The organism is Nocardioides sp. NPDC047086, assembly GCF_040643685.1.
Lineage (GTDB): Bacteria > Actinomycetota > Actinomycetes > Propionibacteriales > Nocardioidaceae > Nocardioides.
This window is the reverse complement of sequence record NZ_JBEYUV010000028.1, coordinates 59,056-85,210: the sequence shown is the minus strand read 5'-3', so window position 1 is coordinate 85,210 and position 26,155 is coordinate 59,056. Positions and strand designations below refer to the sequence as shown.

The following is a 26,155-nucleotide window of genomic DNA, read 5'->3' as shown; positions in this document are numbered from 1 at the left end:
GTCGGCGCGTTATAACGCGCCGACTCGGCGGATTCGGGGTTGGTCTGCGACGAGTCGACCAGACGTCAGATGCGCTCGAGGATCATCGCCATGCCCTGGCCGCCGCCGACGCACATGGTGATCAGACCGGTGGTCTTGTCGTGCCAGTCGAGGCTGTTGAGCATGGTGTTCTGCAGGCGCGCACCGGTCATGCCGAAGGGGTGACCGACGGCGATGGCGCCACCGTTGATGTTGAGGCGGTCGATGTCGATGCCGAGGTCCTGGTAGGACGGGATCACCTGGGCCGCGAAGGCCTCGTTGATCTCGACCAGGTCGATGTCGCCGATCGACATGCCGGCGTACTTCAGCGCGTTCCGGGTCGCCTCGACCGGGCCGAGGCCCATGATCTCGGGGGAGAGGCCGGAGACGCCGGTGGACACGATCCGGGCCAGCGGGGTGACCCCGAGCTCGGCGGCCTTGGTGTCGGACATGACCACGACCGCGGCGGCGCCGTCGTTGAGGGCGCAGCAGTTGCCGGCGGTGACGGTGCCGTCCTCGCGGAAGACCGGCTTGAGGCCCGAGATGGCCTCCAGGGTCACGCCCGCGCGGGGGCCGTCGTCGGCCGAGACGACCGTGCCGTCAGGGGTGGTGACCGGGGTGATCTCGCGGGCCCAGAAGCCGTCGGCGATGGCCTTCTCGGCGAGGTTCTGCGAGCGTACGCCGAACTCGTCCATCTCCTGGCGGGAGATGCCGCGCGAGGTGGCGAGGTTCTCCGCGGTCTGGCCCATCGCGATGTAGACGTCCGGCAGCAGGCCGTCCTCGCGCGGGTCGTGCCATTTCTCGTTGGACGCGGCGGTCGCGGTGGTGCGCGACTGGGCGTCGTCGAAGAGGTGGTTGACCGTGTCGGGCAGGTGGTCCGAGGTGCCCTTGAAGAAGCGGGACACGGTCTCGACGCCGGCCGAGACGATGATGTCGGCCTCGCCGGCCTTGATCGCGTGCAGCGCCATCCGCGAGGTCTGCACCGAGGAGGAGCAGTAGCGGGTGATGGTCGCGCCGGGCACCTTGTCCCAGCCGTTCAGCACGGAGACCACGCGGCCCATGTTGTTGCCGGACTCACCTCCCGGCAGGCCACAGCCCAGCAGCAGGTCGTCGATGTCGTTGGGGTCGAGACCCTCGACCTTCCCGACGGCCTCCTTGGTGATGAGGGCCGCAAGGTCGTCCGGACGGAAGTCCTTCAGAGATCCCTTGTTGGCTCGCCCGATCGGGGTACGGGCGGCGGCGACGATGACTGCCTCAGGCATGAACACTCCCGGGTTACTGGTGAGTAGAAAGCGATGTGGTCGACACCATACTCGCCCGGACCCGGCGTTGAGACCAGGCCCAGTGCCCAAGATGATCTGGAAGGATCGGTCACGTGCGCCACCTCTACGAATGCCCCATGCGCTGGGCCGACCTCGACATGCTGGGTCACGTCAACAACGTCGTCTACGTCGACTACCTCCAAGAGGCGCGCGTGGACATGCTGCGCACGCACGCCCGGAGCCCGCAGACCCAGGGCCTGGCCGAGGGAGTCGTGGTGGCCAGCCACCAGGTCACGTACGTCGCTCCGCTGCTCTTCGACTTCACGCCGGTCTACGTCGAGTCGTGGGTGACCGACATCCGGGCGGCGAGCTTCACGATGGCGTACGAGATCTTCCGCGACCAGCCCGACGGCACCCGCAAGGTGTTCCTGCGGGCGAGCACGGTCCTGGCGCCGTACGTCTTCGCCACCGAGTCGCCTCGCCGGCTCAAGCCGGAGGAGAAGGCCAACCTCCAGCCCTACCTCGAGTCCTACCCGGAGGAATGGTCGCCGAAGCCGCTCGCGCTGGGCGAGCCGAAGCGGCTCGAGGACGGGCGCTTCCCGCTCTTCGTCCGCTTCTCCGACGTCGACGCCTACGGACACGTGAACAACGTCAAGTACTTCGAGTACTTCCAGGAGTCGCGGATCGCGCTGATGAAGCGGCTCAGCTCCCACAACGAGGTCAAGGCCTGGCCCTCGGTCGTGGTCGCGCAGACCGACGTCACCTATCACGCGCCGGTCCTCGCTCGCTCGGAGCCGTACGACGTGTGGAGCTACGTCTCCCGGCTGGGCACCAAGTCGATGACGATCGAGTCGGAGATCGCCGACGGAGACCTTCGGCTCGCCCGCGGACAGGTCACGCTGGTCTTCTACGACCTGGAGTCCGGGAAGGCCGTCGAGCCCAGCCCGCAGGTGCGCGCGGCCGTCGAGAGCGTGCTCTAGCGAGCCTCAGTCGCGGCCGTCGTCCTCGTCGCAGACGTCGCGGCGGTCGTAGCGGTGCTCGTCGCGGTGGTCGCGCCCGCAGTCGTCGCCCCTGTCGCGGTCGCGGTCGCCGTACCAACCATCGGTCCACTCGCTCCAGTCCCAGCCGTCCTGGCTCGCCGTGAAGTCCTGGCCGGGCATGGCGGGGCCTTGGTCCGGGGTCTTGCCCGGCTTCTCCCCGGTGCGCGTCTTCCGGGCGCTCAGCGTGCTGCCCTCGGCGGGCTGTCGTGAGTCCGGCGCCGTGTCGGAGGGCGCGAGCAGGTCGCGGGAGGCGAGCTGGGTCGCGAGCGAGGCGTCGGCGGGAGGTGGCAGCGTGCCGACGGAGGTGTCCTCGGCGGCGTCGACGGGCTCGGGCGGACCCGTCGGGTCGTCGAGCACGGTCAGCGGACCGGTCGCCTCCTGCGCGGGCCGGGTCGTCTGGTCCGGTCCGATCGACCGGATACCCCCGATGAGCAGTGCCATCGCGACGGTGGCGATGACCGCAAGCCCGACTCCGACGATAGCCCGCTGAATTGCCCGCATGCGTCCTCCGAGAGCGCTCTGAACGACAAAAGTTCTGCTTGAGCCCAGTAGCCTCCCAGTGCTTGCGTCAGTTGTCGAGAAGCGGGACCTTTGTCAGCGTTTCCTGAGCCGGGTCACCAACAGCGCGCGGCGTTCGGAGATCCGCTGCCACACGTACTGCTGGATGAGGAGCGTCAGCCACCCGGCGATCGCCATGCCGGAGACGTTGACGACGAGCTGCAGGGTGCTGCCCCAGATCTCATCGCCCAGCCCGAAGGCGAGACCGAGGGCCACGTTGGCGGCAGCCGGGATGGTGGTGACCGAGATGAACACGCCGGACAGGTTGCCCGCCCGGGCCGAGGTCAGCGCGAGCACTCCGGCGGCGGCCGCGATCAGCGCGACGATGAAGGACCACTTGTCGGGGGTGTAGATGAACGCGGTGCCCGGCCGCTCCGCGGTGACGTGCGCAGCCGTGATCCAGCCCAGGGCGCGGGCGACGAGCGCGGCCAGCGTGGTCACGGCGATGCCGACCGCGAACCCCGCCAGCAACGTACGCAGCGACTGGCCCAGCAACCCGAAGCGGCGGCGTACCAGGGCGACCCCGAGGGCGGCGATCGCGCCGAACTCGGGCCCGATGACCATCGCCCCGATGACCAGGATCTGGGAGTCGAGGACGATCGCGATGCCGGCCAGCATCGTGGCCAGGCTGATCAGGCTCAGGAAGGTCCAGTTGGTCTCGGAGTCCTCGTAGGCCCGCTGGGTCACGTCGGCCCACACGACCGAGTCGGCGCTGCTGCCCGGCGCGAGGTGGTCGGCGGTCAGGCCCGCCTCGGACATCCACGTCTGCACGGGCTCGACGTGGAGGCTGCCCTCCCGGTGTACGCCGAGCTCGCGGAGCCGGTCGATGATGTCGTTGGCCGCCTCCCGGGCGACCGCGGCCAGCACCACATCGCCCTCGGGACGCAGCGAGGCCCCCGGCAACGACGAGAGCTCGCTGACCGCGGGGTCGGCGGTGAGGACCTCGAGGATCGCGGGTGTCAGGTGCTCCGGCGAGGTGATCCGCAGCTGCAGCATGGGCACATTGTTGCTCACGCCCGCTGTGCCCGGGGCGCGCCCGGCGATCGTGTGGCGGCCGTCAGATCCAGTTGCGCCGTCGGAAGAGGACATAGAGGACGACGTTGACCGTGAGCATCAGCCCGAGCGCCATGAAGTAGCCGTAGCGCCACTGCAGCTCGGGCATGAAGTCGAAGTTCATGCCGTAGACCGTGCCGACGAGCGTGGGCGCGAACAGGATCGCCGCCCAGCCGGAGATCTTCTTGACCTCGTCGTTCTGCTGCACGCTGAGCTCGCTGAGCGCCTTCATCTCCTCGTTCTGCTGCTGGGCGACGAGGGTGGCGTTGACGGTGAGGATGTCGCGCAGCAGGTTGCGGAACTCGTCGATCTGCTCGACGGTGCCGATGATGTGGTCCTCGACGTCGCGCAGGTAGCGCTGGAGCTCCGCGTCGGTGCGGTACTTGGCGAAGCCGGCGGCCAGGGAGCGTACGACGCCGAGGAGCGGCCGGGTCGCCCGCTGGAACTCGACCACCTCGCGGGAGAGCTCGTAGATGCGGCGGGACACCTGGGTGTCGCCACGGAACATCTCGGTCTCGATCTCGTCGATGTCGTTGGCGAGTCCGGCCACGACCGGCGCGTAGCCGTCGACGACGCGGTCGAGGATGGCGTACAGCACCGCCTCGGGGCCGAGGCGGAGCAGATCGGGGTTGCTCTCCATCCGGCGGCGAACGGGGGAGAGGTCGGGCTGGTTGCCGTGGCGCACGGTGAGCACGAAGTCCGGGCCGACGAAGAGGTGCAGCTCACCGAAGTCGATGTCCTCGGTCTCGTCGACGTACCAGGCGGCCCGCAGCACCACGAACAGCGTCTCGTCGTAGCGCTCGATCTTCGGTCGCTGGTGAGCGAGGATCGCGTCCTCCACAGCGAGCTCGTGCAGGCCGAACTCCTCGGCCAGCGAGGCCAGCTCGTGCTGGTTGGGCTGGTAGAGCCCGATCCAGGCCATCGCGTCGTCGTGGGCGTGGAGGGAGCGGTACGTCGCGGCGAGCGTCGAGGGTGAGTCGACGCGGTCGCCGCCGACGTAGACGGCACTGTCGATCATGCTTCCGCTGGCCGCCGCCGCCATCGAGGACCGACCACCTCCGCCGTGCTGCGAGGGGATCCTCGGTGGGTCGGCACGGCGCTGCTTGGTGAGTGCGCGCAGGGTCTTGAACGGGCGCTCGGACATGGTGGCCTCCTGAAGTGTTGCGAGCGAGCGGGCGACGTTGGAACGCGTCGCGCCGGCCCGGGCACGAACTCCTGGTGGCCGGACCGGTCAGGGCGAGGTGGTACTCGGAGGTTGACCGTCCATGGCGGCCACCTCCTCTCTTCCTCGGTCACGGGCGACAGCCCGACTGCCTGCTCGTTCGCACGGAGTCACGTGCGCACCAGGACAGGCTATGGCGTCTGTGTGCGGCACGAGAAGTCGCCGAGGTGTCAGGAAACCGTCAAGGTCGTCCGGTGCGGCCGCGACAGGCGTAAGGGTTCCGTCAACGCGGCCGGAAACGGCCCGATGCGGGTCTGGAATGGAGGCGTGTCAGACCTCATCTACATCCTCCTCACGCTCGCGTGCTTCGCCGGGCTCGCCCTGCTGGTCGGTCTGATCGACCGCCGGCTGGGCTCGCCCGAGACAGCCACGGACGACGTCGCGGACGTCGCTACCGACGTCGCTACCGACGTCGCTGCCGACGACGCCGCGGGCGTGAGCGTCCCCCACGACAGCCAGGTCCCCGGAGCCGCCCGATGAACGCCACGCTCGCAGCGGTGCTGCAGATCCTGGCCCTGGTCGCGGCGTTGGCGCTCAGCGTGCCGCTCCTGGGCCGCTACCTCGCCCACATCTACACCAGCCCCCAGCATCTGCGTGCCGAGACCGTGGCCTACAAGGCCCTCAAGGTCGACGCCGATGCCGACCAGCACTGGCGCTCCTACGCGATGTCGGCGCTCGGCTTCTCGCTGGTCGGTGTCCTGTTCCTGTTCGCCTTCGGGCGGCTGCAGAACCTGCTGCCGCTCGACGGCGGCTTCGATCCGCTGCCCAGCGACGGAGCCTGGAACACCGCGGTCTCGTTCGTGACCAACACCAACTGGCAGTGGTACTCGGGTGAGGCGGCCACCGGTCACCTGATCCAGATGGCCGGGCTGGCGGTGCAGAACTTCGTCTCCGCCGCGGTCGGTCTCTCCGTCGCCGCGGCCTTCGCTCGCGGGCTGGCCCGGACGCGCCATCAGGGCAGGATCGGCAACTTCTGGGTCGACCTGGTGCGTACGACGCTCCGGGTGCTGCTGCCGGCGGCGTTCGTCGTCGCGATCGTGCTGGTCGCGGCCGGGGCCGTGCAGAACCTGCACTCCGTGCACGAGATGAGCACGTTGACCGGAGGCACCCAGTCCCTGACCGGTGGCCCGGTCGCCAGCCAGGAGGCGATCAAGGAGCTCGGCACCAACGGCGGCGGGTTCTACAACGCCAACTCCGCCCACCCCTTCGAGAACCCCGACCCGTTCACCAACCTGCTCGAGATCTGGGCGATCCTCGTGCTGCCGTTCTCGATGGCCTGGGCGTTCGGCCTGATCGTCAAGGACAGGCGCCAGGGCGGCGCGGTCCTGTCGACGATGGCCGTTCTGCTCACCGCCGGCATCACCCTGCTGACCTGGGCGGAGATGGCCGGTCCCGGCACCGCGCCGCAGCTCGCCGGCGCCGCGATGGAGGGCAAGGAGACCCGCTTCGGCGAGGCCGCCACGGCGCTCTTCGCCGCGGCCACCACCGGCACCTCGACCGGCGCCGTCAACGGCATGCACGAGAGCCTGACCGCCCCCGGCGGCGGTGTCGCGCTGTTCGGCATGATGCTCGGCGAGATCGCGCCCGGCGGTGTCGGCTCCGGTCTCTACGGCATGCTCATGCTCGCCGTGGTCACGGTCTTCCTGTGCGGCCTGATGGTGGGACGTACGCCTGAGTACCTGGGCAAGAAGATCAGCCGTGACGAGATGGTGCTGGTCGCGGTCTACATCCTGACCACCCCGATCCTGGTGCTCGTCGGCGCGGCCATCGCGCTCACCGCTCCGGCAGGGCTGGCCGGTCTCTCGACCGACGGGCCGCACGGCCTCTCCGAGGCGTTGTACGCCGTCACCAGCGCCGCCAACAACAACGGCTCCGCCTTCGCCGGGATCACCTCGGGCACCCCGTTCTGGAACACGGTGCTCGGGTTGCTGATGCTGTTCGGCCGGTTCGTGCCGATGGTCTTCGTGCTCGCCCTGGCCGGCCGCTTCGCGACCGCCAACCGGCTGCCGGACAACGCCGGCACCCTGCCCACCCACCGCCCGCTCTTCGTAGGCCTGCTGACCGGCGTCGCGCTGGTCGTGGTCGGCCTGACCTTCGTCCCGGCTCTCATGCTGGGCCCGATCGTGGAGTCCCTGTCATGACCCAGACCCCCGTACGTACTCCTGAAGAACACACCGAGCACCACACCCATGTCGAGGCGACCCCGTCCGTGCTCACGGCCGAGCAGATCGCCGACGCGGTGCCCGGGGCGCTGCGCAAGCTGGATCCCCGCAAACTGGTGGCCACGCCGGTCATGCTCGTGGTCGAGATCGGCGCGGCCGCCACGACCGTCATGTCGGTTCTCGACCCGTCGGTGATGGGCTGGCTGGTCACCGTCTGGCTCTGGCTCACCGTCGTCTTCGGCGCCCTGGCCGAGTCGGTCGCCGAGGGCCGCGGCAAGGCCCAGGCGGCCTCGCTCCGCGCGCTCCAGACCGAGACGACCGCCCGACGCCTGCACGGTGGTCTCGGTGGCGCCGAGGAGCTCGTCGCCTCGACCGACCTGCGCTCCGGCGACGTCGTCGTGGTCGAGGCCGGCGAGCGGATCCCCAGTGACGGCGACGTCATCGAGGGTGTCGCCAGCGTCGACGAGAGCGCCGTGACCGGCGAGTCGGCGCCGGTGATCCGCGAGTCCGGAGGCGACCGCTGCGCCGTCACCGGCGGCACCCTGGTCCTCTCAGACCGGATAGTCGTCCGGATCACCTCCGACCCGGGCCACTCCTTCGTGGACCGGATGATCGCCCTGGTCGAGGGCTCGGAGCGGCAGCGTACGCCGAACGAGATCGCCCTCAACGTGCTCCTGACGAGCCTGACCGTCATCTTCGTGGTCGTCTGCTGGAGCCTCTACTACCTGGCCGGCTACTCCGACGCCCACCAGTCCTGGCTGGTGCTCACCGCGCTGCTGGTCTGCTTGATCCCGACGACCATCGGCGCCCTGCTGAGCGCGATCGGCATCGCCGGCATGGATCGGCTCGTCCGCCGCAACGTCCTGGCGATGTCGGGACGAGCCGTCGAGGCGGCCGGTGACGTGGACGTGCTCCTGCTCGACAAGACCGGCACGATCACGTACGGCAACCGACAGGCGTACGAGATCATCCCGGTCACCGGCGTCACGCTGACCGGCGCGGAGAACGCCGCGGTCCTGGCCAGCCTCTCCGACCAGACCCCGGAGGGCCGTAGCATCCTGACGCTGGTCGGCAGATCGATGGGCGGGCCCGCGGAGGCCACGATGGTCGAGTTCTCCGCCATGACACGGATGTCCGGCCTGGACAGCCCCGGCCTGAGCGTACGCAAGGGCGCGGCCTCCGCGGTGGCGGCCTGGGCCAAGGAGAACGGCGGTCAGGTGCCCCCGGAGACCGCGGTGGTCGTCTCGGAGATCGCCGAGAGCGGTGGCACCCCGCTCGTCGTCGCCGAGCACCGCAACAGCGACCCGGCACGGGTGCTGGGTGTCGTACACCTCAAGGACGTCGTCAAGGACGGCATCCGGGAGCGGTTCGACGAGCTGCGTGCGATGGGCATCAAGACGGTGATGATCACCGGCGACAACGCGGCCACCGCCCGAGCGATCGCCAAGGAGGCCGGCGTCGACGACGTCCTGGCCGAGGCGACCCCGGAGGACAAGCTGGCGCTGATCCGGCGCGAGCAGCGCGGCGGGCGGATGGTCGCGATGTGCGGCGACGGCACCAACGACGCGCCCGCGCTCGCCCAGGCCGACGTCGGTGTCGCGATGAACACCGGGACGACCGCGGCCAAGGAGGCCGGCAACATGGTCGACCTCGACTCCGACCCGACCAAGCTCATCGACGTGGTCGAGATCGGCAAGCAGCTGCTGATCACCCGGGGCGCGCTGACCACGTTCTCGGTGGCCAACGACGTCGCGAAGTACTTCGCGATCCTGCCGGCGATGTTCGTCGGCGTCTTCCCCGCGCTGGACGTCCTCAACATCATGCGGCTGTCCTCGCCGGAGTCGGCCATCGTCTCCGCGGTGGTCTTCAACGCGCTGATCATCGTCGGGCTGATCCCGCTGGCGCTGCGCGGCGTCCGCTACCGGCCCTCCTCGGCCTCGGCCCTGCTACGGCGCAACCTGCTGCTCTACGGGGTCGGCGGCCTGATCGTGCCGTTCGTCGGGATCAAGCTGCTCGACCTCGTCATCTCTCTCATCCCAGGACTGTGAACATGTCAGATCTCTTTGCACTGCTACGCCACTCCCTCGCCGGGCTCCGCGTGCTCCTCGCCGCGACCCTGCTGTGTGGGATCGCCTACCCGCTCGTCGTCACGGGTGTCGCCCAGGCCGCCTTCGGGTGGCGTGCCGACGGCTCGCTGGTCACCGAGTCCGGGGTGCGCACCAGCGACCCCGGCGAGGCGGTCGGCTCGGCCCTGATCGGTCAGGGCAACGACGACGAGGGGCTCTTCTACCCACGACCCAGCGCGGCCGGCGACGGCTGGGACACGCTGTCCACCTACGGCTCCAACCTCGGCCCGGAGGACCCGGACCTGGTCAAGGCGATCAAGGAGCGCCAGCGCGAGATCGCCGCGCGCGAAGGCGTCTCGGTCGACCAGGTTCCCGCCGACGCCGTCACCACCTCCGCATCCGGCATCGACCCGGACATCTCGCCGGCTTACGCAGCCCTCCAGGTGTCCCGGGTTGCCCGCGCCAACGGGCTCTCGGAGGAGGAGGTGACGGCGCTGGTGGCCGACCACACCGACGGCCGCACCTTCGGGATCCTCGGTGAGCCGCGGGTCAACGTGCTCGAGCTCAACATCGCGGTGCGTACGCACAGGGCTGATTAGGGCACAGGGTTGAATAGGGACGTGCAGACCACGTCGACGGAAGGCCCGTCCCCGCGCAAGCGGGGGCGGCTGACCGTCTACCTGGGAGCCGCGCCAGGGGTCGGCAAGACGTACGCCATGCTCGGCGAGGCGCAGCGGCGCCAGGCGCGGGGGACCGATGTGGTGGTCGGGTTCGTCGAGACCCACGACCGCAGCAACACCGCGCGCCAGATCGAGGGGCTCGAGGTGATCCCCCGTCGGGAGATCGGCTATCGCGGGGCGACCTTCACCGAGCTCGACGTCGAGGCGGTGATCGCCCGTGACCCGAAGGTCGTCTGCATCGACGAGCTCGCGCACACCAACGTTCCCGGCAGCCGCCACACCAAACGGGCCCAGGACGTCGAGCAGATCCGGGCGGCGGGGATCGACGTCATCACCACCGTCAACATCCAGCACCTGGAGTCGCTCAACGACGAGGTCGAGCGGATCACCGGCGTACGCCAGCGGGAGACCGTTCCCGACGAGGTGGTCCGCACCGCCGACCAGATCCAGCTCGTCGACATGGCGCCCGACGCGCTGCGGCGCCGGATGGCTCATGGCAACATCTACAAGCCCGAGAACATCGACGCGAGCCTGACCTCCTACTTCCGGGTCGGCAACCTGACCGCGCTGCGCGAGCTGGCGCTCCTGTGGCTGGCCGACCGGGTCGACGACGCGCTCGGCGACTATCGGCGCGAGCACCGGATCGAGCACCCGTGGCCGACCAAGGAGCGGATCGTGGTCGCGGTCACCGGTGGGCCGGAGTCGGAGACGCTGCTGCGGCGGGCGGCCCGGCTCTGCCAGCGTGCGAAGGGATCGGAGCTGCTGGCGGTGCACGTGGTCACCTCCGACGGACTGGCCCGCCCGGAGGCCGGGTCGATCGCACGCGTCCAGGCGCTGACCGCGTCGCTGGACGGCACCTTCCACAGCGTCGTCGGTGAAGATGCGGCCTCCGCGGTCGTCGACTTCGCGACCGGCGCCAACGCCACCATGATCATCGTCGGCGTCTCCCGGCACGGGCGGTTGCGACGACTCTTCACCGGCACCACCGGAGACCGGATCGCGGCCGCGGCCGGCTCGATCGACGTACACCTCGTCACCCACGCCGAGATCGCCCGCGGCTCGCGGGACCGTGGCGGCCTCGGCTCACCGCTCAGCCGCACCCGGCAGGCCCTGGGGTGGCTGTGCGCGATCCTGGTGCCCTCGGCTCTGGTCTGGCTGCTCCACCACGACGGTATCGAGGGCGACATCTCCAACCAGCTGCCGCTGGCCAGCATGCTGTTGCTCGCCGCCACCGTCCTGGTCGCGCTCGTCGGCGGTCGCTGGCCGGCGGTGGCCGCCGCACTGGCCGGATTCCTCCACCTCAACTGGTGGTTCACCCAGCCCGTACGCCGCTTCACCATCGCCGAGCCGCGCAACCTGGTGATGCTGGTGATCTTCGTCGCGGTCGCGGTCGGCGTCGCCACCGTCGTCGACCGGGCCTCGCGGCGAGCGGCCGAAGCACGCCAGGCCAGGGGAGAGGCGGCGACGATGGGGGCACTGTCGCGCTCGGTGCTCACCGGCCAGGACACCGCCGAGGCGATCGTGAGCCGGGTACGCGAGACCTTCGCGCAGCAGGCGGTGGTCCTGCTGGAGGAGGCACCGCAGGGATGGGTGCGGCTGGCGGGTGCCGGGATCGGCTTTCCGGCGGACCCGAACCAGGGCGATGCCCAGGTCGCCGTCGACGACACCCACGTGATCGTCCTGCGCGGCACCCCGCTGCGGGCGAGCGACCGACGGGTCCTGGAGGCCTTCGCGGTTCAGACGTCGCTGGTGCTGGAGCACCGTCGGCTGCGCGACCAGGCCGACCGTGCACTCGCCCTGGAGCGGGCCGAGCAGACCTCGACGGCGCTGCTTCGCGCCGTCTCCCACGACCTGCGTACGCCCCTGGCCACGATGCGGGCCGCCCTCGACGGTCTCCTCGTCGGCCGGGTTCCGGAGGAGGACCGCAAGGAGCTCGTCGAGTCGGCCGCCACCTCCGCCGACCAGCTCGAGGCGCTCATCGACAACCTGCTCGACCTCTCCCGCGTGGAGGCCGGCCTGGTGCACCCCGCGATGCGAGACGTCAGCCTGGAGGAGTCGCTGCCGATGGCGGTGGCCGGCCTGCCTCCCGGGTCGATCGCCTTCGACGTCGGCGAGGACACCCCGCTCGTACGGACCGACTCGGGTCTGCTCGAGCGCATCGTCGCCAACCTGGTCAGCAACGCGGTCCGGGTCAGCCGCCAGGGGCCCCGCGTCGGCGAGCCGGTACGCGTCTTGGCACACGAGACACCGGAGACTGTGGAGGTGATGATCGTCGATCGTGGGCCGGGGGTACCCGAGGACCAGCGGGAGCGGATGTTCGAGCCGTTCCAGCGGCTCGACGACACCTCGGCCGGTGGGCTGGGGCTGGGTCTGGCCGTGGCCAGGGGCCTGAGCGAGGCGCTGGGCATCCGGCTCTCGGCCGAGGACACCCCCGGCGGCGGCCTGACCATGGTCGTCGCGGTGCCGCGAGCGAACCTCCGATGAGCCGCGTACTCGTCGTCGACGACGAGCCCGCCCTGCTGCGGGCGCTCGCCATCAACCTCCGCGCCGCCGGCTGGGAGGTCGAGACGGCGGTCGACGGGCGTTCTGCGCTCGCCGCCGCGGCGGCGACCCACCCCGACGTCGTCCTGCTCGACCTCGGGCTCCCGGACCTGGACGGCACCGAGGTGATCGAGGGGCTGCGCGGTTGGACCCAGGTGCCGGTGGTGGTGCTCTCCGCGCGCCAGCACGGTGACGACAAGATCGAGGCGCTCGACCTGGGGGCCGACGACTACGTCACCAAGCCGTTCGCGATGAACGAGCTGATGGCCCGCCTGCGAGCGGCCGTCCGGCGCTCCCAGGAGTCCGCGCCACCGGCCGCGACCACGCTCACCGTGGGCGACCTGGAGATCGACTTCGCCCGCAAGCGGGTGCACAAGGCGGGCTCGGACGTACGACTGACCCCGACCGAGTGGTCCTTCCTGGAGCTGCTCGCCCGCAACGTCGGCCGACTGGTCCCACGCGACCAGATCCTCAAGGAGGTCTGGGGTCCTGCTTATGCGAAGGAGACGCACTACCTGCGCGTCTACGCCGCCCAGCTGCGCCGCAAGCTCGAGGACGACCCGTCACACCCGCGCTACCTGGTCACCACCCCCGGAGTCGGCTACACCCTGGACCCAGGGGAGTAGAGCGAGGCCACGAGTCCCAGGGCCAGCAGCAGCGCCAGGTGACGTAGGTCGCCCGCGGAGAAGGTCAGCTGACCGCCGGTGTTGACCGCGAACCCGGTGACCAGCCCCCAGCCGGTCAACGCCAGCAGCAGGGCGTACGGCACGGTCAGCGTCAGTGCCGCACCGGTGCTCAGCGCGACGATGATGGTCAGCCAGGCCGAGAAGCCGACGCCTACGACGGTGAGGACCGCCGTGGCGACCAGCAGGACGGCGGCCGCCGCTCCGGCGCGTACCGCCGTGACCTTCTCCAGCAGCTCCATACCTCCAGCGTGCGCCGGCGCTCAGGCTCCCGGGGCGGTCTGGACGCTCCTCTGACACCCGCTACGTGGAATCTTGACGGAATCCTTACGCCTTCCCGCGGGGCTGGGATGCCTCATCCGGGTCGACCGGGCTGAAGAATTGATCCCGTGACTGCAGCGACCAGGGCGAGCAGCGTCCAGGGCGCCGCAGAGCCGACCGAGACCCACGAGAAGAAGCATTCGTGGTGGCGGGTGATGTGCCTGACCGGGGTCGACTACTTCTCGACGCTGGGCTACCAGCCGGGCATCGCGGCGCTCGCTGCCGGGCTGCTCTCGCCGATCGCGACCCTGGTCCTGGTCGGGCTGACGCTGCTCGGTGCGCTGCCGGTCTATCGCCGGGTGGCGGCCGAGAGCCCGCACGGTCAGGGCTCGATCGCGATGCTCGAGCGGCTGCTGTCCCGCTGGGGTGGCAAGGCGTTCGTGCTCGCCCTGCTCGGCTTCGCGGCCACCGACTTCATCATCACGATGACCCTCTCGGCCGCCGATGGTGCCGCGCACGTGGTGGAGAACCCGCTCTTCCCGTCCACCTGGCACGGGCACAACATGGTGATCACCCTGGTGCTGCTGGCAGCGCTCGGGGCCGTCTTCTTCAAGGGTTTCAAGGAGGCGATCGGGATCGCGGTCGGCCTGGTGGTCACCTTCCTCGCCCTCAACGCCGTCGTCATCGTCGTCGGCCTCGTCCACGTGTTCAGCAACCCGGGCGTCTTCACCCGCTGGAACGACGCGCTCTTCCTCGAGCACGGCAACGTCACGACGATGATCGCTGTCTCGCTCCTGGTCTTCCCCAAGCTCGCCCTCGGGATGAGCGGCTTCGAGACCGGTGTCGCGGTGATGCCGCAGGTCAAGGGTGACAGGAGTGACACCGAGGAGGACCCTGCCGGGCGGATCCGCGGCACCAAGAAGCTGCTCACCGCGGCAGCCCTGACGATGAGTGTGTTCCTGATCGCCTCGTCCTGGGTGACCACCCTGCTGATCCCGGCCGAGGCGTTCCAGGAGGGCGGCGCGGCCAACGGCCGAGCGCTCGCCTACCTCGCGCACAACTACCTCGGCAGCGCCTTCGGAACGGCGTACGACATCTCGACCATCCTCATCCTGTGGTTCGCCGGCGCCTCGGCGATGGCCGGTCTGCTCAACCTGATCCCGCGCTACCTGCCGCGCTACGGGATGTCACCGGAGTGGGCGGCCGCGACCCGGCCGCTGGTCGTGACGATCTCCGCGGCGGCGTTCCTGATCACCTGGATCTTCGACGCCGACGTGGACGCCCAGGGCGGGGCATACGCGACGGGTGTGCTCGTGCTGATGCTGTCGGCCGCGGTGGCGGTGACCCTGGCTGCGCGCAAGGCCGGCCAGCGGGTCCGGACGGTGCTGTTCGGCCTGATCGCGGCCGTGTTCGCCTACACCACGGTCTCCAACGTGATCGAGCGTCCCGACGGCGTCAAGATCGCCGCGTGCTTCATCGCCGCGATCATCGCCGTCTCGCTGGTCTCCCGGATCATGCGCTCCTTCGAGCTGCGGGTGACCGGCGTCGAGCTGGACAGGAAGGCCGAGACCTTCCTGAGGGAGTGCGCCCGCCGCCAGATCCGGCTGATCGCCAACGAGCACGAGGGCACCGAGGGCCCGGAGGAGTACGAGGACAAGCTCCGCCAGATCGTCGCCGACAACGACCTGGCCGACGAGACCGACCTCGTCTTCGTCGAGGTGCTCGTCACCGACCCGTCCGACTTCGAGGGCACCCTGAAGGTACGCGGCGAGGTGGTCGGGCACCGACGGGTGCTGCGTCTGGAGGCACCGTCCGTGCCCAACGCGCTGGCGGCTCTGCTGCTCCACATTCGCGATGTCACCGGCGTGGTGCCGCACATCTACTTCGAGTGGACCGAGGGCAACCCGGCGGCCAACCTGCTGCGGTTCCTGTTCATCGGGGTCGGCGAGGTCGCCCCGACCACCCGGGAGATCCTGCGGCGCGCCGAGCCGGACCGGACCCGGCGGCCGCACGTGCACGTGGGCTGAGGGATCAGCCGGGCGTGTTGATCATGAAGTTGGCGGCATGCTCGACGTACGCCCAGAACTGCGCGTCCTGCTCGGGGGTGAGCCCGGCGGCGTCGAGGCCCTCGCGGAAGTGCTGGAGCCAGCGGTCACGGGCCTCCGAGGTGACCTCGAACGGGGCATGACGCATCCGCAGCCGCGGGTGGCCGCGCTGCTCGGAGTAGCTCGTCGGGCCGCCCCAGTACTGAGCCAGGAAGAGCGTCAGCCGCTCCTGCGCCGGACCGAGATCCTCCTCGGGATACATCGGTCGCATCAGCTCGTCGGTCGCCACGCCCTCGTAGAACTTGGCCACGATCGTGCGGATGGTGTCCATCCCGCCGATCTCCTCATAGAACGTCACCGAGCCATTGTTCCACGCGGCCTTGCACGCTGCGTCCGCCGCGGGACCGTGGCAGGATCGAGGACGTACGCACACACACGAACTTTGGGAGATGAAGATGGCCACGACCCGCACTGCCACCACCGTCTGGGAGGGCTCGCTCTTCGAGGGTGCCGGCAAGGTGACGCTGGACTCCTCGGGCCTGGGGACGTACGACGTCACCTGGGTGGCCCGCTCGCAGGAGCCCAGCGGCAAGACCAGCCCCGAGGAGCTCATCGCCGCCGCCCACTCCTCCTGCTTCTCGATGGCCTTCTCCAACGGCCTCGCCGACAACGGCACCCCGCCGACCAGCCTGGAGACCAGCGCCGAGGTCGAGTTCACCCCCGGCAAGGGCATCACCGGCATCAAGCTGACCACGCGCGGTGTGGTCGAGGGGCTCGACAACGAGATCTTCGTCAGCCTCGCCGAGGCCGCCAAGGCCGGCTGCCCGGTCAGCCAGGCTCTGGCCGGCACCACGATCACCCTCGACGCCGCCCTCGCCTGAGAATCACCGCTGATTGAGCCCGGCGAGCGCCAGCGAGCCGGTGTCGAGACCAACACGGTCCCATCGAGCGCTCGATGGGACCGTGTTGCTCTCGACACGCCTTCGGCGGCTCGACCAGCGGGGCGTACGTCAGGCGTTGGCCTTCTGCTCCTCGGCAGCGGCGTCCTTCTCCTCGCGGTGCCAGATGACCCGCTGCGGGAACGGCATCTCGATGCCCTCGTAGTCGAGGCGGGCCTTGATCCGCTGGCGCATCTCGCGCGCGATCGCCCACTGCTTGAGCGGCAGCGTCTTGATCAGCACCCGCAGGGTGATCGAGTCGGCGGCCAGCGCCTCGACGCCGGTCACCTCGGGCTCCTCGATGATCTGACCCTTGAACTCCTCGTCGACCCACAGGTCGTGGGAGACCTCGCGCAGCACACGCTGCACCTTGTTGAGGTCCTCGTTGTAGCCGACGCCGACGTCGATGACGGCGCGGGCCCAGTTCTGGCTGTGGTTGCCGACGGTGAGGATCTCGCCGTTGGGGATGTACCAGACCGTGCCGTCGAGCGAGCGCAGCCGGGTGATCCGCAGGGTCACGGCCTCGACGGTGCCGCTGATGTTGTTGACCTCGATGCTGTCACCGACGCCGTACTGGTCCTCGATGATCATGAAGATGCCGGACAGGTAGTCCCGCACCAGCGACTGGGCGCCGAAACCGAGGGCCAGACCGACGATCCCGGCCGAGGCGATGATCGGGGCGATGTTGATGCCGAGCTCGTCCAGGATCATGGTGGCGAAGATCGCGACCAGGACACCGGTGACGACGCTCTTGAGCAGCGAGCCGATCGCCTGGGCGCGTTGGCTGCGGCGGGAGCTCGCGTGGATCTCGTCGCCGGGCTCGTGCAGCTTGGTGATCTTCCCGGCCAGCGTCGGCGCCTCGACGGCACGGCTGACGACCTTGTCGATCACCCGGTGCAGCACCCAGCGGAGCACGATCGCCAGGACGATCAGGCCGAGGATGCGCAGCGGGATGCCGATCACCCATTCGCCGAGCGTCGACCAGGAGACCGAGACCAGAGGGGGATTCGGGGGAATGGACATGGGTTCCAGTATCCAAGGCGTTCAAGCCCTGCGGCCAATCCCCAGGCGGGCATCGACTCCCGCCACGGGTATCAGGGGCAGAGATGAGAAGCAGGACGTACGCCGGTTAGTATCTGCCCCGTGAGCAACCAGATCCTGCGCCGCGCCGGCCTCCTCGGCGCCTCCGCCTCCGCCGCCGTCGTCGCCTCTGTTGCTACCGCCGGCCCCGCCAGCGCCGAGGTTCCCAACGGCTGGCCGGTCGCCGAGGAGATGACCGCCTCCGGTCTGCTCCTGCTCATCCTGCTCATCCCGGTGATCCTGACGGTGGTCATCTCCCTGCTCGTGCTCCTGCCGGGTGTGTTCCGCGGCGAGGGGCTGCTGCCCAAGCCCCACAAGGCCGAGGACGACAACCTCCCCGCCGCGACGCACTGACCCTCGGGTCGCTCAGCTGAGGATGGCCAGCTGCTGGGTTGCCCGCGTCATCGCGACGTAGCGGTCCACGGCACCCTCGATCCCGGTCCCGTACGTCTCGGGGTCGATGAGGACGACCAGGTCGAACTCGAGCCCCTTGGCGTGCACGGGACCGAGACGGCGTACCCGGCCTTCGTTCTGGTCCCGTGAACCGGCAGCGATGACGCAGGCGATGCCCTCGTCGTTCTCGGCGAGCCAGGTGTCCAGGATCTCGTCGAGATCTGAGACGGCACCGTGGACGACGGGGATGCCGGAGGCGCGGATCGACGTCGGCACGTTGGCGTCGGGGAGTGCGGCGCGGATGACCGGCTCCGCCTCGGTCATCACCTCCTCGGGCGTGCGGTAGTTGATGCTCAGGCCGGCCATCTCGACCCGGTCCAGGCCGACGCGCTCGAGCCGTTCCTGCCACGACTCGGTGAACCCGTGGCGTGCCTGCGCCCGGTCGCCGACGATCGTGAAGCTGCGCGAGGGGCAGCGGCTGATCAGCATCTGCCACTCGGCGTCGGTCAGCTCCTGCGCCTCGTCGACGACGATGTGCGCGAACGGGCCGGCGTACGGGTCGAGCTCCTCGGGTTCGCGCACGGCGTCGTCCAGGAGGGCGGTGCGCACATCCTGGCCGCGCAGCATCGACATCACCTTCATCTCGGAGTCGTCGTGGCTGATCAGGTCCGAGACGACCTCGGCCTTCGCCTTCCGGTCGGCGGCCGCCGCGGCCTTCTGGGCGCTCCGCCGCCGCGAGGCGTCGGGGTCGCCGAGCCGGCGGTGGGCGGCGTCGAGCAGCGGCAGGTCCGCCTCGGTCCACGCCTGCACGTCCTCGCGCTGGAGCAGCTCGACCTCATCGGGGCTCAGCCACGGAGCGCACAGCCGCAGGAAAGCCGGCACCTCCCACAGGTCGCCGACGATGTCGGCCGGCCGCAGCCGCGGCCAGACCTGGCCGAAGACGTCGAGCAGCCCGGCGTTGGTCTCCAGCGAGGTACGCAGGGCGTCGGTGGCGTCATCGTCGACGAGGCCGTACGCGTCGAACTCGTCCTCCTCCGGGTCCGGGTCACCCCAGTCGTCGAGGTCGGCATCTGCGTCGTAGTCGTGGTCGTCGCCTCTGTTGGCCTGGATCCGGTCGGTCACGATCTTCAGCAGCGCGTCCCAGACCTGGTCGCGGGCGTCGTTGTGCGGCGTACCCTGTTCGGCCGCGGCGATCGCCTCGGCCCAGTCGCCGGTGCTGATCACCGCATCGCCGTAGGGGGTCTCGACCAGCGTCGGCTTCGACGGGGGCTTCTCGTAGAGCGCGACCGCGGGCTCGATCGCCGCGACCATCCGGGCGTCGGCCTTGAGCCGGGCGACCTCCTTGTCGGGTTCGGGTAGCAACGAGGCGCCCTCCGGGATCATCCGGCGCAGCGTGGTGGTGCGTACGCCCTCCTCGCCCAGGCTCGGCAGCACGTCGGCGACGTAGGAGAGGTAGGGCTCGTGCGGTCCCACGAACAGCACCCCGCCCTTGCCCTCGCCCAGCCGCGGGTCGGAGTAGAGGAGGTACGCCGTACGGTGCAGCGCCACCACGGTCTTGCCCGTCCCCGGACCGCCGTCGACGACCAGGGCGCCCCGCGAGGACGCTCGGACGATCGCGTCCTGGTCGGCCTGGATGGTGCCGAGCACATCGCGCATCCGCGGCGAGCGGCTGCTGCCGAGGGTGGCGATGAAGGCCGACTGGTCATCGAGTGCCGCATGTCCCTCGAGCCCCTCGGCGGTGAAGACCTCATCCCAGTAGTCGGTGATCCGCCCGTTGGTCCAGCGGTAGCGGCGGCGGCTCAGCAGCCCGCGCGGGTCGGCGTGCGTGGCCGCGAAGAACGGCTCGGCGGCAGGCGAGCGCCAGTCGACGAGCAGCCTCCGCCCGTCGCTGGCGGTCAGGCCGAGACGCCCGATGTAGATCGTGTCACCGGAGTCGGTGACGATCCGACCCAGGCACAGGTCCAGGCTGAACCGTCGCAGCATCCGCAGCTGCCCACCGATGCGGTGCACCTCCAGATCGCGGTCCATCGCCTCCTGCCCGTGCCCGCCCGGCCGGCGGCGTACGTCGTCCAGCCGTTCGTTCAGCTCGGAGATCTGCTCCTCGAGACTCTCCGCGATGGCAGCGAAGTGCTGCTCGTCCTCGGCGATCAGTGCCGGGTCCGCCTTGGCGTCGTGACGGCCCGCGAGATCGAATGCTTGCAACGCTGAATCCCCTGTCTGAACAGGCACTTTACCTGTTCGAAGAGGAGATTCTGCCCCAATCCGGGGGCCTTGCGGCAAGCCCCCATATGCGCTATAAAGTTGTTAGCGGAAGGGGAGATCTCCCCTTCCATTCGTCGTTTTCGGGCCACCGCTGGTCGAGCCGTGAGGCCGCCTGCGGCCGAGCGTGTCGAGACCAACACAGTCCCGTCGTCGATCGACAGGAACTGTGTTGGTCTCGACACGGGTTCGCTCGTACCTCACGAACCCGGCTCGACCGACGGGGGTGGAGGACCTACTGTGCGTCGCGCTCCTGGGCGGCGAGGGCGCGGGCGACCTCGTCACGTCCCTCGCGGACGTACCGCTTGGCGGCCGGCTCGGCGGGGGAGGTCTCGAGCCACTTATCGGCCTTCTCCAGGAGCTCGGGGGAGGCGGCCGGCTTCGGGAAGATGAACTCCAGCACCGTCGAGGCGCGGTGGGTGCCGAGGTGCTCCCAGAGCGTGTCGGCGGCCTCGAAGTAGCGGTCGATGTAGGGCGCCAGGACCTCGTCCTGGCCGCTGCGCTGGAACGAGAGCACGATCGAACGAGCGGTCTCGTTGGCGACGTCGGTGCGGACGACGACCGAGTCCCAGGCGGCCTCCTTGGCCTCCGGCGTCGGCTGCGCGGCGCGGGCGGCAGCGGCCTTCTCCTTGCCGGAGATGGTGTTGTCGCGCTCCAGCTCGGCAGCGATCTCGCTCTCACCGAAGGTGCCGGAGGCGGCCAGGCCGGTGACCAGCGCCCAGCGCAGGTCCTGGTCGATCTCGAGACCGTCGAAGGCGAGGTCGCCGGAGAGCAGCCCCTGGAGGTCGGCGATCGCGGCCTCGGAGCGGGCGGCCGAGGCGTACGTCCGGGCGAAGGTCAGCTGGTGGTCGCTGCCCGGGGCGGCGGCCTCGAGCAGTTCCCTGAGCCCGGTCTCCCAGCGCGCCTTGAGGGCGTCGCGGTTGGCCGGGGCCGAGAACGAGTTGACCGCCTGGGCGGCGAAGACCGGGATCCGGGTGACGCCCCAGGCGTCGGTCTCCTGGCCGATGTTGGCGAGCACGAGCTCCACGAAGTCGCTGGCCCGCATCTCGGCGTCGCGGGTCATGTCCCAGGCAGCGCCCCAGATCAGCGCCCGCGAGAGCGAGTCGTCCAGCGCCGACAGCGACGACAGGGCGGTGGCCAGCGAGCGCTCGTCGAGCCGGATCTTGGCGTACGTCAGGTCGCCCTCGTTGAGCAGCAGCAGGTCGGGCTGCTTGACGCCTTCGAGCTGGGGAACCGAGGTCAGCTCGCCGGTGACGTCGATCTCGAACGCGTCGCGGCGAACCAGCGCGCCGTCGATGAGGTCGTAGAGGCCGAGGCCGATGCGGTGGCGACGGAGGGTGGGGTAGTCGGCGGCGGCGCTCTGCTTGACCGCGAAGGAGGCGTAGGAGCCGTCCTCGGCAAGCGTGAACTCGGGCGCGAGGGTGTTGACGCCGGCGGTCTGCAGCCACTCCTGGGCCCAGCCCTGGAGCTCACGGCCCGAGGCGGCCTCGAGGTGGCGCAGCAGGTCCTTGAACTCGGAGTTCCCGTACGCGAACTCCTTGAAGTAGGCCTTCAGCCCCTCCAGGAACGGCTCCAGCCCGACCCACGCCACGAGCTGCTTGAGGACGGAGGCGCCCTTGGCGTAGGTGATCATGTCGAAGTTGACCTCGACGGCCTGCAGGTCGTAGTTGTCCGCGGCGATCGGGTGCGTGGTGGGGAGCTGGTCCTGGCGGTAGCCGGTCTGCTTGCGCGCGTTGGTGAACCCGGTCCAGGCGTCGGTGAACTCGGTCGCGTTGGCCTGGGCGTGGTAGCAGGCCCACTCGGCGAAGGACTCGTTGAGCCAGAGGTCGTCCCACCACTTCATGGTGACCAGGTCGCCGAACCACATGTGCGCCATCTCGTGCAGGATCACCGAGGCGCGGAAGTCGTAGAAGGAGCGCGGCTGCTTGGAGCGCGGCAGGTACTCGTCGCGCAGGGTGACGGCGCCGGCGTTCTCCATCGCGCCCATGTTGTATTCGGGCACGTAGAGCTGGTCGTACTTCCCGAAGGGGTAAGGGAAGTCGAAGGCGTCCTCGAAGAACTCGAAACCCTGCTTGGTGATCTTCACGACCTCGTCGCGGTCGAGGTAGGGGACCAGCGACTGGCGGCAGTAGTGGCCGAGCGGGATGGTGCCGAACTTGCCCTCGTAGACGTCCTGGACCTCGTGGTACTCACCGGCGATCAGCGCGGTGATGTAGGTCGACATCTTCTTGGTGGGCTCGAAGTCCCAGGTCGCGCGGCCGTCGCCGAGCGGCTTCGGCTCGGGCGTGACCGCGTTGGAGACGACCTTCCAGCCCTCGGGAGCGGTCACGTGGAAGGTGAAGACGGACTTGAGGTCGGGCTGCTCGAAGGTGGTGTAGACGCGGCGCGCGTCGGGGACCTCGAACTGGGAGTAGAGGTAGACGCGGTCGTCGGCGGGGTCGACGAAGCGGTGCAGGCCCTCGCCGGTGTGGGAGTAGGTGCAGTCGGCCTTGACGACGAGGACGTTCTCGGCCGCGAGACCGTCCAGCTGGATCCGGGAGTCCTGGTACGCCACCGCGGGGTCGAGCGCCACGCCGTTGAGCGTGATCTCGTGGACCGTCGCACCGACCAGATCGGCGAAGGTCGAGGCGCCGGCTTCGGTGGAGGTGAAGGTGATCGTCGTCGTCGAGCCGAAGGTCTCAGCACCCGTGGTGAGGTCGAGATCGATGTCGTACGAGAGGACGTCGAGGAGTGCGGCCCTAGCGGTGGCTTCGGCGCGCGTCAGATTGGTTCCAGGCATGCCTGGATCCTCTCATTCTGCCCGGATTTCGAGACATTTATATCGGCGTTGTTGCCCGTTCTTGGGAGTCGCTGAGCGGGGAAAGTAAAAATACAGTGTTGTAATTCCGACACACCGGTATCAATGGTTGACAACTTTCTCTAGGGTGCTCATGTGCCCCTCAAGTCACAGAAACATCAGTATTCACAGAAGTCGCGCCGGGTGGGGAAGCCTGGCGGGGCGCTGCGCCGGACCTTGGTCACCGGCGCGGTTCTGCTGCTCGTCGGCCTCGGTGTGCAAGTCATCCCCAAGCTGGCATCACCGGCGCACGCGGGCTCCATCACGCTCTGCTCCGGGTTCTCGGACTGTCGCAGCAAGGGCTACTCCACCGCCGGCTACGAAAGTGCCTGGGGAAGCATGTACTGGCGCATGTACGCCGGCCGGAACTGCACCAACTACGTCGCGTACAAGCTGATCCAGACCGGCCTGCCGAACGCCCGCCCCTGGTCGGGCGAGGGCAACGCGACCAACTGGGGCGTTGCGCTGAGCAGGCTGACGAACCGGACGCCGACCGTCGGCTCGGTCGCCTGGTGGCACTCCTCGCACCCGAGCGCGAGCCGCTTCGGCCACGTCGCCATCGTCGAGAAGGTCGGATCGGACACGATCACCATCTCGGAGTCCAACTACGGCAGCGACATCAGCTGGCGCCGGATCGGCAAGGACTCGGTGAACTACCCGACCGGGTTCATCCACATCAATGACAAGGGGACGCCGTCGACGAAACGCCTCTCGGTCACCAAGCGACCCACGGTCGAGGGAACGGCCCAGGTCGGCAAGGCAGTCACGGTCAACACCGGATCGTGGAGCCCGAACCCGAACAAGATCCGCTACCAGTGGATCGTGAACAAGAAGCCGATCCCGGGTGCGACCAACAAGACCTTCCGCATCCCCGGCCACCTCGCCGGCAAGCAGATCGCGGCGGTGCTCACCGGCACCCGCCGGGACTACAGCGGGGCCAAGACGATGAGCGAGATCCTGCCGCCGATCAAGCAGGGCACGTTCAAGGTCCTGGTGCAGCCGAAGATCACCGGCACCCAGAAGGTCGGTTCGACGGTCGCCGTCGGCGGAGCGGACTACGAGCCGTCGGCCAAGGTCGGCGAGGTCAGGTGGTACGCCGACAAGACCCTGATCGCCCGCAGCAAGTCCCGCTTCCTGAAGGTGCCCGCAACGGCCTCCGGAAAGAGGCTCGGCGCGGTCGTCGTCGGTGTCCAGGAAGGCTTCAAGCCGAAGCAGTCCTACGCCTTCGCCGGCACCCTCGTCGGCGGCGGCAAGGCGCCGCAGCAACCTGCGGAGCCCCCGAGCGGCGGCGAGCTGTCGCAGACCGCGGCCGGCTTCGTGAAGGGCGGCACCCGTCTCGGCGGCCTGATGCAGGTCGACCCGGGCAGCTTCAGCGAGGCGGTCGACCTCTCCTACCAGTGGACGCGCGAAGGCACGCCGATCTCCGGCGCGACGACCGAGAAGTACCGTCCGACCGAGGCCGACGTCAGCCACCGCCTCAGCGTCACCGTGGTCGCCCGGTCCGGCAACGGGGAGACGCTGAGCAAGACGTACGGCCCCAGCGGTCGGGTCCGCGTCAAGCCGAGCGTCAAGGTCACCGCGACCGGCGGTTCCGGTCAGGCGGAGGTGGCCGTCAAGGTCACCGCCCCTGGTTACCTGCCGACCGGGACGGTCAAGATCACGACCAACGGCGGACGCACGGTCACCAAGTCGCTCAGCGGCGGGGCGGCCGGGGTCACCTTCGTCAAGCTCCCCGAGGGCGAGTACGCCGTCACCGCTGCCTACAGCGGCGACGAGGTCGCCTACTGGGCCAGCGGGGGTGCCTTCACCACCGTCAACTGAGGTCACCCGTAGAAGCAGCGTGGGCCGGAGCAATTCTCGCTCCGGCCCACGCCGTTGTCTTCACGGCCAGGTCAGGCGCCGATGGCGATGACGGGCTTCTTGGCGGGGTCGAGAAGGCTGAAGTACTCCTTCATCATCCAGCGCGGGACGCTGACGCATCCGCCGGTCGCGCCCGAGCCGTTGACGTGCAGGAAGATCCCGGCGCCGCGGTAGCGGACGGGGTTGTCGTAGTTGTACTTGATGACAACCGCGTACTCGTACTGCGTCGGGTAGGCCGCCAGCCGCTCGGAGCTGTTCACGTCGCTGGCCGGGAGCCAGTAGCGGAAACCGCCCTGCGACTTGAGGCGGTAGCGGTTGTAGTAGGCCGAGTTGTTGTCCTGGACCCAGTAGGACTCGCTGGTGATCTTGGTGTGCGCCAGCTTCTGTGTGCTCGCCTTGGCGTGGGTGCCGAAGGTGGACATCAGGCTGAAGGTGCCCATCGGGGTGGTGCTGGTGCCCTGCTTGCGCTGGTCGCGGCGGACGAGACCGCCGGAGCCGATGCGGCCCTTGGTGGTCATGAACTTCTGTGTCCACTTCCCGTCGGCCTTCACCCAGAATCGGACGTTGGCGTACGTCCCGGATGTGCGGTTCACGGTGACGACCTGCGTGCCGCCGTAGGGGACGGCCACCGAGACGCCGTCGAGGACCACCGTGGTGGCGGCGCCGGCGTTGGAGGGCAGCAGGGAGAACATGGCAGCGGCGGTCGCGACGACAGCGACGACACCGCCGATCAGACCTGTTCTCCGGTTGATCGAGAGTCTCACGAGACCTCTCTCCTTTGTGGGGATGGATCCGATCCGAGCGATCGGACCGCGGAAGCCTAGTGGGGTATGTAAGCGTTTACCCGGGAGTAGCGGTAACGAGTCCGAAACAAAGCGGCTCCGGTCGCCGTCGTGGATCAGGCGGCGTGCTCGAGGTTGAGCACCTCGTCCGTGGTGTCGAGGATCTGTCGAAACTTCTGGATCCGCTTCTCGCCGGCCCTGGTGAGGGTCCCGCGAGCGCCGCTGGCGAGGAGCTTGACTCCCGTCGCGGTCTCGAGGTTGGAGATCCGCTTGCGGAGCCCTTGCCGAGTCATGTTGAGGGCTCGCGCGGCGGCTTCGACGCTGCCGTACTCGACAGTTGCGACGAGTGCCTTGATCCAGCTGGTGTGCATTGGTGTGGTCCTCCCTGAGTGGACGCCGAGAATCGCCGAGTGTGG

Annotated in this window: 22 protein-coding genes; 11 read left to right on the top strand and 11 right to left on the bottom strand. The window is 69.2% G+C overall.

Going from position 1 to position 26,155, the window contains the following annotated elements:
• Nucleotides 1-65: 65 nt before the first annotated feature.
• Nucleotides 66-1,280 carry an acetyl-CoA C-acetyltransferase gene (locus ABZ796_RS19640; protein WP_357339068.1) on the bottom strand — a complete coding sequence of 405 codons (1,215 nt, stop codon included), beginning with the start codon at nucleotides 1,278-1,280 and terminating at the stop codon, nucleotides 66-68.
• A gap of 113 nt (nucleotides 1,281-1,393) precedes the next feature.
• On the opposite strand from ABZ796_RS19640, the gene ABZ796_RS19635 reads away from it, so the two are divergent.
• Nucleotides 1,394-2,260 (top strand): thioesterase family protein, encoded by an 867-nt coding sequence (locus ABZ796_RS19635; protein WP_357339066.1) that lies wholly within the window; start codon nucleotides 1,394-1,396, stop codon nucleotides 2,258-2,260.
• A 6-nt stretch (nucleotides 2,261-2,266) separates the two neighbouring features.
• Here the strand turns inward: ABZ796_RS19635 and ABZ796_RS19630 are convergent, their stop codons facing one another.
• From ABZ796_RS19630 to corA, 3 genes are all read right to left on the bottom strand, one after another.
• On the bottom strand, nucleotides 2,267-2,821 hold the full coding sequence (locus ABZ796_RS19630) for a hypothetical protein (protein ID WP_357339065.1): 555 nt from the start codon (nucleotides 2,819-2,821) through the stop codon (nucleotides 2,267-2,269).
• Nucleotides 2,822-2,914: 93 nt separating this feature from the next.
• Nucleotides 2,915-3,874, bottom strand: coding sequence for a DUF389 domain-containing protein (locus ABZ796_RS19625; RefSeq protein WP_357339063.1), 960 nt, complete (start codon nucleotides 3,872-3,874; stop codon nucleotides 2,915-2,917).
• 61 nt (nucleotides 3,875-3,935) lie between these two features.
• On the bottom strand, nucleotides 3,936-5,075 hold the full coding sequence (gene corA, locus ABZ796_RS19620) for a magnesium/cobalt transporter CorA (RefSeq protein WP_357339061.1): 1,140 nt from the start codon (nucleotides 5,073-5,075) through the stop codon (nucleotides 3,936-3,938).
• A 345-nt stretch (nucleotides 5,076-5,420) separates the two neighbouring features.
• On the opposite strand from corA, the gene ABZ796_RS19615 reads away from it, so the two are divergent.
• From ABZ796_RS19615 to ABZ796_RS19590, 6 genes are read left to right on the top strand one after another with little or no spacing between them, the layout of a single operon-like run.
• The gene (locus ABZ796_RS19615; RefSeq protein ID WP_357339059.1) at nucleotides 5,421-5,633 is read left to right on the top strand and encodes a hypothetical protein; all 213 of its coding nucleotides are present in this window, start codon (nucleotides 5,421-5,423) and stop codon (nucleotides 5,631-5,633) included.
• A complete protein-coding gene (gene kdpA, locus ABZ796_RS19610; RefSeq protein ID WP_357339057.1) occupies nucleotides 5,630-7,294 on the top strand; it encodes a potassium-transporting ATPase subunit KdpA in 1,665 nt (554 codons plus the stop codon). Before ABZ796_RS19615 ends, kdpA begins: the two co-directional genes overlap by 4 nt.
• Nucleotides 7,291-9,363 carry a potassium-transporting ATPase subunit KdpB gene (gene kdpB, locus ABZ796_RS19605; RefSeq protein WP_357339055.1) on the top strand — a complete coding sequence of 691 codons (2,073 nt, stop codon included), beginning with the start codon at nucleotides 7,291-7,293 and terminating at the stop codon, nucleotides 9,361-9,363. Before kdpA ends, kdpB begins: the two co-directional genes overlap by 4 nt.
• A gap of 2 nt (nucleotides 9,364-9,365) precedes the next feature.
• Nucleotides 9,366-9,980, top strand: coding sequence for a potassium-transporting ATPase subunit KdpC (gene kdpC / locus ABZ796_RS19600; protein ID WP_357339053.1), 615 nt, complete (start codon nucleotides 9,366-9,368; stop codon nucleotides 9,978-9,980).
• Nucleotides 9,981-10,001: 21 nt separating this feature from the next.
• Nucleotides 10,002-12,545 carry a DUF4118 domain-containing protein gene (locus tag ABZ796_RS19595; RefSeq protein ID WP_357339051.1) on the top strand — a complete coding sequence of 848 codons (2,544 nt, stop codon included), beginning with the start codon at nucleotides 10,002-10,004 and terminating at the stop codon, nucleotides 12,543-12,545.
• Nucleotides 12,542-13,228 carry a response regulator transcription factor gene (locus ABZ796_RS19590; protein WP_357339050.1) on the top strand — a complete coding sequence of 229 codons (687 nt, stop codon included), beginning with the start codon at nucleotides 12,542-12,544 and terminating at the stop codon, nucleotides 13,226-13,228. The genes ABZ796_RS19595 and ABZ796_RS19590 overlap by 4 nt, the downstream gene beginning before the upstream one ends.
• Here the strand turns inward: ABZ796_RS19590 and ABZ796_RS19585 are convergent.
• Nucleotides 13,204-13,527 carry a hypothetical protein gene (locus ABZ796_RS19585; RefSeq protein WP_357339048.1) on the bottom strand — a complete coding sequence of 108 codons (324 nt, stop codon included), beginning with the start codon at nucleotides 13,525-13,527 and terminating at the stop codon, nucleotides 13,204-13,206. The two genes, ABZ796_RS19590 and ABZ796_RS19585, sit on opposite strands and share 25 nt — an antisense overlap.
• Nucleotides 13,528-13,761: 234 nt before the next feature.
• On the opposite strand from ABZ796_RS19585, the gene ABZ796_RS19580 reads away from it, so the two are divergent.
• Nucleotides 13,762-15,573 (top strand): amino acid transporter, encoded by a 1,812-nt coding sequence (locus tag ABZ796_RS19580; protein ID WP_357339070.1) that lies wholly within the window; start codon nucleotides 13,762-13,764, stop codon nucleotides 15,571-15,573.
• 4 nt (nucleotides 15,574-15,577) lie between these two features.
• Here the strand turns inward: ABZ796_RS19580 and ABZ796_RS19575 are convergent, their stop codons facing one another.
• Nucleotides 15,578-15,949 carry a globin gene (locus ABZ796_RS19575; protein ID WP_357339046.1) on the bottom strand — a complete coding sequence of 124 codons (372 nt, stop codon included), beginning with the start codon at nucleotides 15,947-15,949 and terminating at the stop codon, nucleotides 15,578-15,580.
• 97 nt (nucleotides 15,950-16,046) lie between these two features.
• On the opposite strand from ABZ796_RS19575, the gene ABZ796_RS19570 reads away from it, so the two are divergent.
• The gene (locus ABZ796_RS19570) at nucleotides 16,047-16,472 is read left to right on the top strand and encodes an OsmC family peroxiredoxin (RefSeq protein WP_357339044.1); all 426 of its coding nucleotides are present in this window, start codon (nucleotides 16,047-16,049) and stop codon (nucleotides 16,470-16,472) included.
• 129 nt (nucleotides 16,473-16,601) lie between these two features.
• On the opposite strand, the gene ABZ796_RS19565 is transcribed toward ABZ796_RS19570, so the two are convergent.
• Nucleotides 16,602-17,552: a mechanosensitive ion channel family protein gene (locus ABZ796_RS19565; RefSeq protein ID WP_357339042.1), complete on the bottom strand. Its 951-nt coding sequence runs from the start codon at nucleotides 17,550-17,552 to the stop codon at nucleotides 16,602-16,604.
• A gap of 120 nt (nucleotides 17,553-17,672) precedes the next feature.
• On the opposite strand from ABZ796_RS19565, the gene ABZ796_RS19560 reads away from it, so the two are divergent.
• Nucleotides 17,673-17,963: a hypothetical protein gene (locus ABZ796_RS19560; protein ID WP_357339040.1), complete on the top strand. Its 291-nt coding sequence runs from the start codon at nucleotides 17,673-17,675 to the stop codon at nucleotides 17,961-17,963.
• Between the two features lie 12 nt (nucleotides 17,964-17,975).
• On the opposite strand, the gene helR is transcribed toward ABZ796_RS19560, so the two are convergent.
• Both helR and pepN read right to left on the bottom strand, forming a co-directional pair.
• Nucleotides 17,976-20,204 (bottom strand): RNA polymerase recycling motor ATPase HelR, encoded by a 2,229-nt coding sequence (gene helR, locus ABZ796_RS19555; RefSeq protein ID WP_357339038.1) that lies wholly within the window; start codon nucleotides 20,202-20,204, stop codon nucleotides 17,976-17,978.
• Nucleotides 20,205-20,496: 292 nt separating this feature from the next.
• Nucleotides 20,497-23,040, bottom strand: a complete 2,544-nt coding sequence (pepN, locus tag ABZ796_RS19550; protein ID WP_357339036.1) for an aminopeptidase N — start codon at nucleotides 23,038-23,040, stop codon at nucleotides 20,497-20,499.
• A 201-nt stretch (nucleotides 23,041-23,241) separates the two neighbouring features.
• Between pepN and ABZ796_RS19545 the strand changes: the two genes are divergently transcribed.
• The gene (locus ABZ796_RS19545) at nucleotides 23,242-24,918 is read left to right on the top strand and encodes a CHAP domain-containing protein (RefSeq protein WP_357339034.1); all 1,677 of its coding nucleotides are present in this window, start codon (nucleotides 23,242-23,244) and stop codon (nucleotides 24,916-24,918) included.
• 71 nt (nucleotides 24,919-24,989) lie between these two features.
• On the opposite strand, the gene ABZ796_RS19540 is transcribed toward ABZ796_RS19545, so the two are convergent.
• Together ABZ796_RS19540 and ABZ796_RS19535 are read right to left on the bottom strand one after the other, a co-directional pair.
• Entirely contained in the window at nucleotides 24,990-25,721 is a 732-nt protein-coding gene (locus ABZ796_RS19540) for a L,D-transpeptidase family protein (protein ID WP_357339033.1), read from the bottom strand.
• 134 nt (nucleotides 25,722-25,855) lie between these two features.
• The gene (locus ABZ796_RS19535; RefSeq protein ID WP_357339031.1) at nucleotides 25,856-26,110 is read right to left on the bottom strand and encodes a LysR family transcriptional regulator; all 255 of its coding nucleotides are present in this window, start codon (nucleotides 26,108-26,110) and stop codon (nucleotides 25,856-25,858) included.
• Between the last annotated feature and the right edge of the window lie 45 nt (nucleotides 26,111-26,155).

Excerpts from the sequence above, each read along its gene's own strand:
- pepN (WP_357339036.1), bottom strand. The coding sequence starts at position 23,040 with ATGCCTGGAACCAATCTGACGCGCGCCGAAGCCACCGCTAGGGCCGCA.
- ABZ796_RS19590 (WP_357339050.1), top strand. The coding sequence starts at position 12,542 with ATGAGCCGCGTACTCGTCGTCGACGACGAGCCCGCCCTGCTGCGGGCG.
- ABZ796_RS19625 (WP_357339063.1), bottom strand. The coding sequence starts at position 3,874 with ATGCTGCAGCTGCGGATCACCTCGCCGGAGCACCTGACACCCGCGATC.
- ABZ796_RS19565 (WP_357339042.1), bottom strand. The coding sequence starts at position 17,552 with ATGTCCATTCCCCCGAATCCCCCTCTGGTCTCGGTCTCCTGGTCGACG.
- ABZ796_RS19630 (WP_357339065.1), bottom strand. The coding sequence starts at position 2,821 with ATGCGGGCAATTCAGCGGGCTATCGTCGGAGTCGGGCTTGCGGTCATC.
- kdpB (WP_357339055.1), top strand. The coding sequence starts at position 7,291 with ATGACCCAGACCCCCGTACGTACTCCTGAAGAACACACCGAGCACCAC.
- ABZ796_RS19570 (WP_357339044.1), top strand. The coding sequence starts at position 16,047 with ATGGCCACGACCCGCACTGCCACCACCGTCTGGGAGGGCTCGCTCTTC.
- kdpA (WP_357339057.1), top strand. The coding sequence starts at position 5,630 with ATGAACGCCACGCTCGCAGCGGTGCTGCAGATCCTGGCCCTGGTCGCG.
- kdpC (WP_357339053.1), top strand. The coding sequence starts at position 9,366 with ATGTCAGATCTCTTTGCACTGCTACGCCACTCCCTCGCCGGGCTCCGC.
- ABZ796_RS19580 (WP_357339070.1), top strand. The coding sequence starts at position 13,762 with ATGTGCCTGACCGGGGTCGACTACTTCTCGACGCTGGGCTACCAGCCG.
- corA (WP_357339061.1), bottom strand. The coding sequence starts at position 5,075 with ATGTCCGAGCGCCCGTTCAAGACCCTGCGCGCACTCACCAAGCAGCGC.
- ABZ796_RS19640 (WP_357339068.1), bottom strand. The coding sequence starts at position 1,280 with ATGCCTGAGGCAGTCATCGTCGCCGCCGCCCGTACCCCGATCGGGCGA.
- ABZ796_RS19535 (WP_357339031.1), bottom strand. The coding sequence starts at position 26,110 with ATGCACACCAGCTGGATCAAGGCACTCGTCGCAACTGTCGAGTACGGC.
- ABZ796_RS19585 (WP_357339048.1), bottom strand. The coding sequence starts at position 13,527 with ATGGAGCTGCTGGAGAAGGTCACGGCGGTACGCGCCGGAGCGGCGGCC.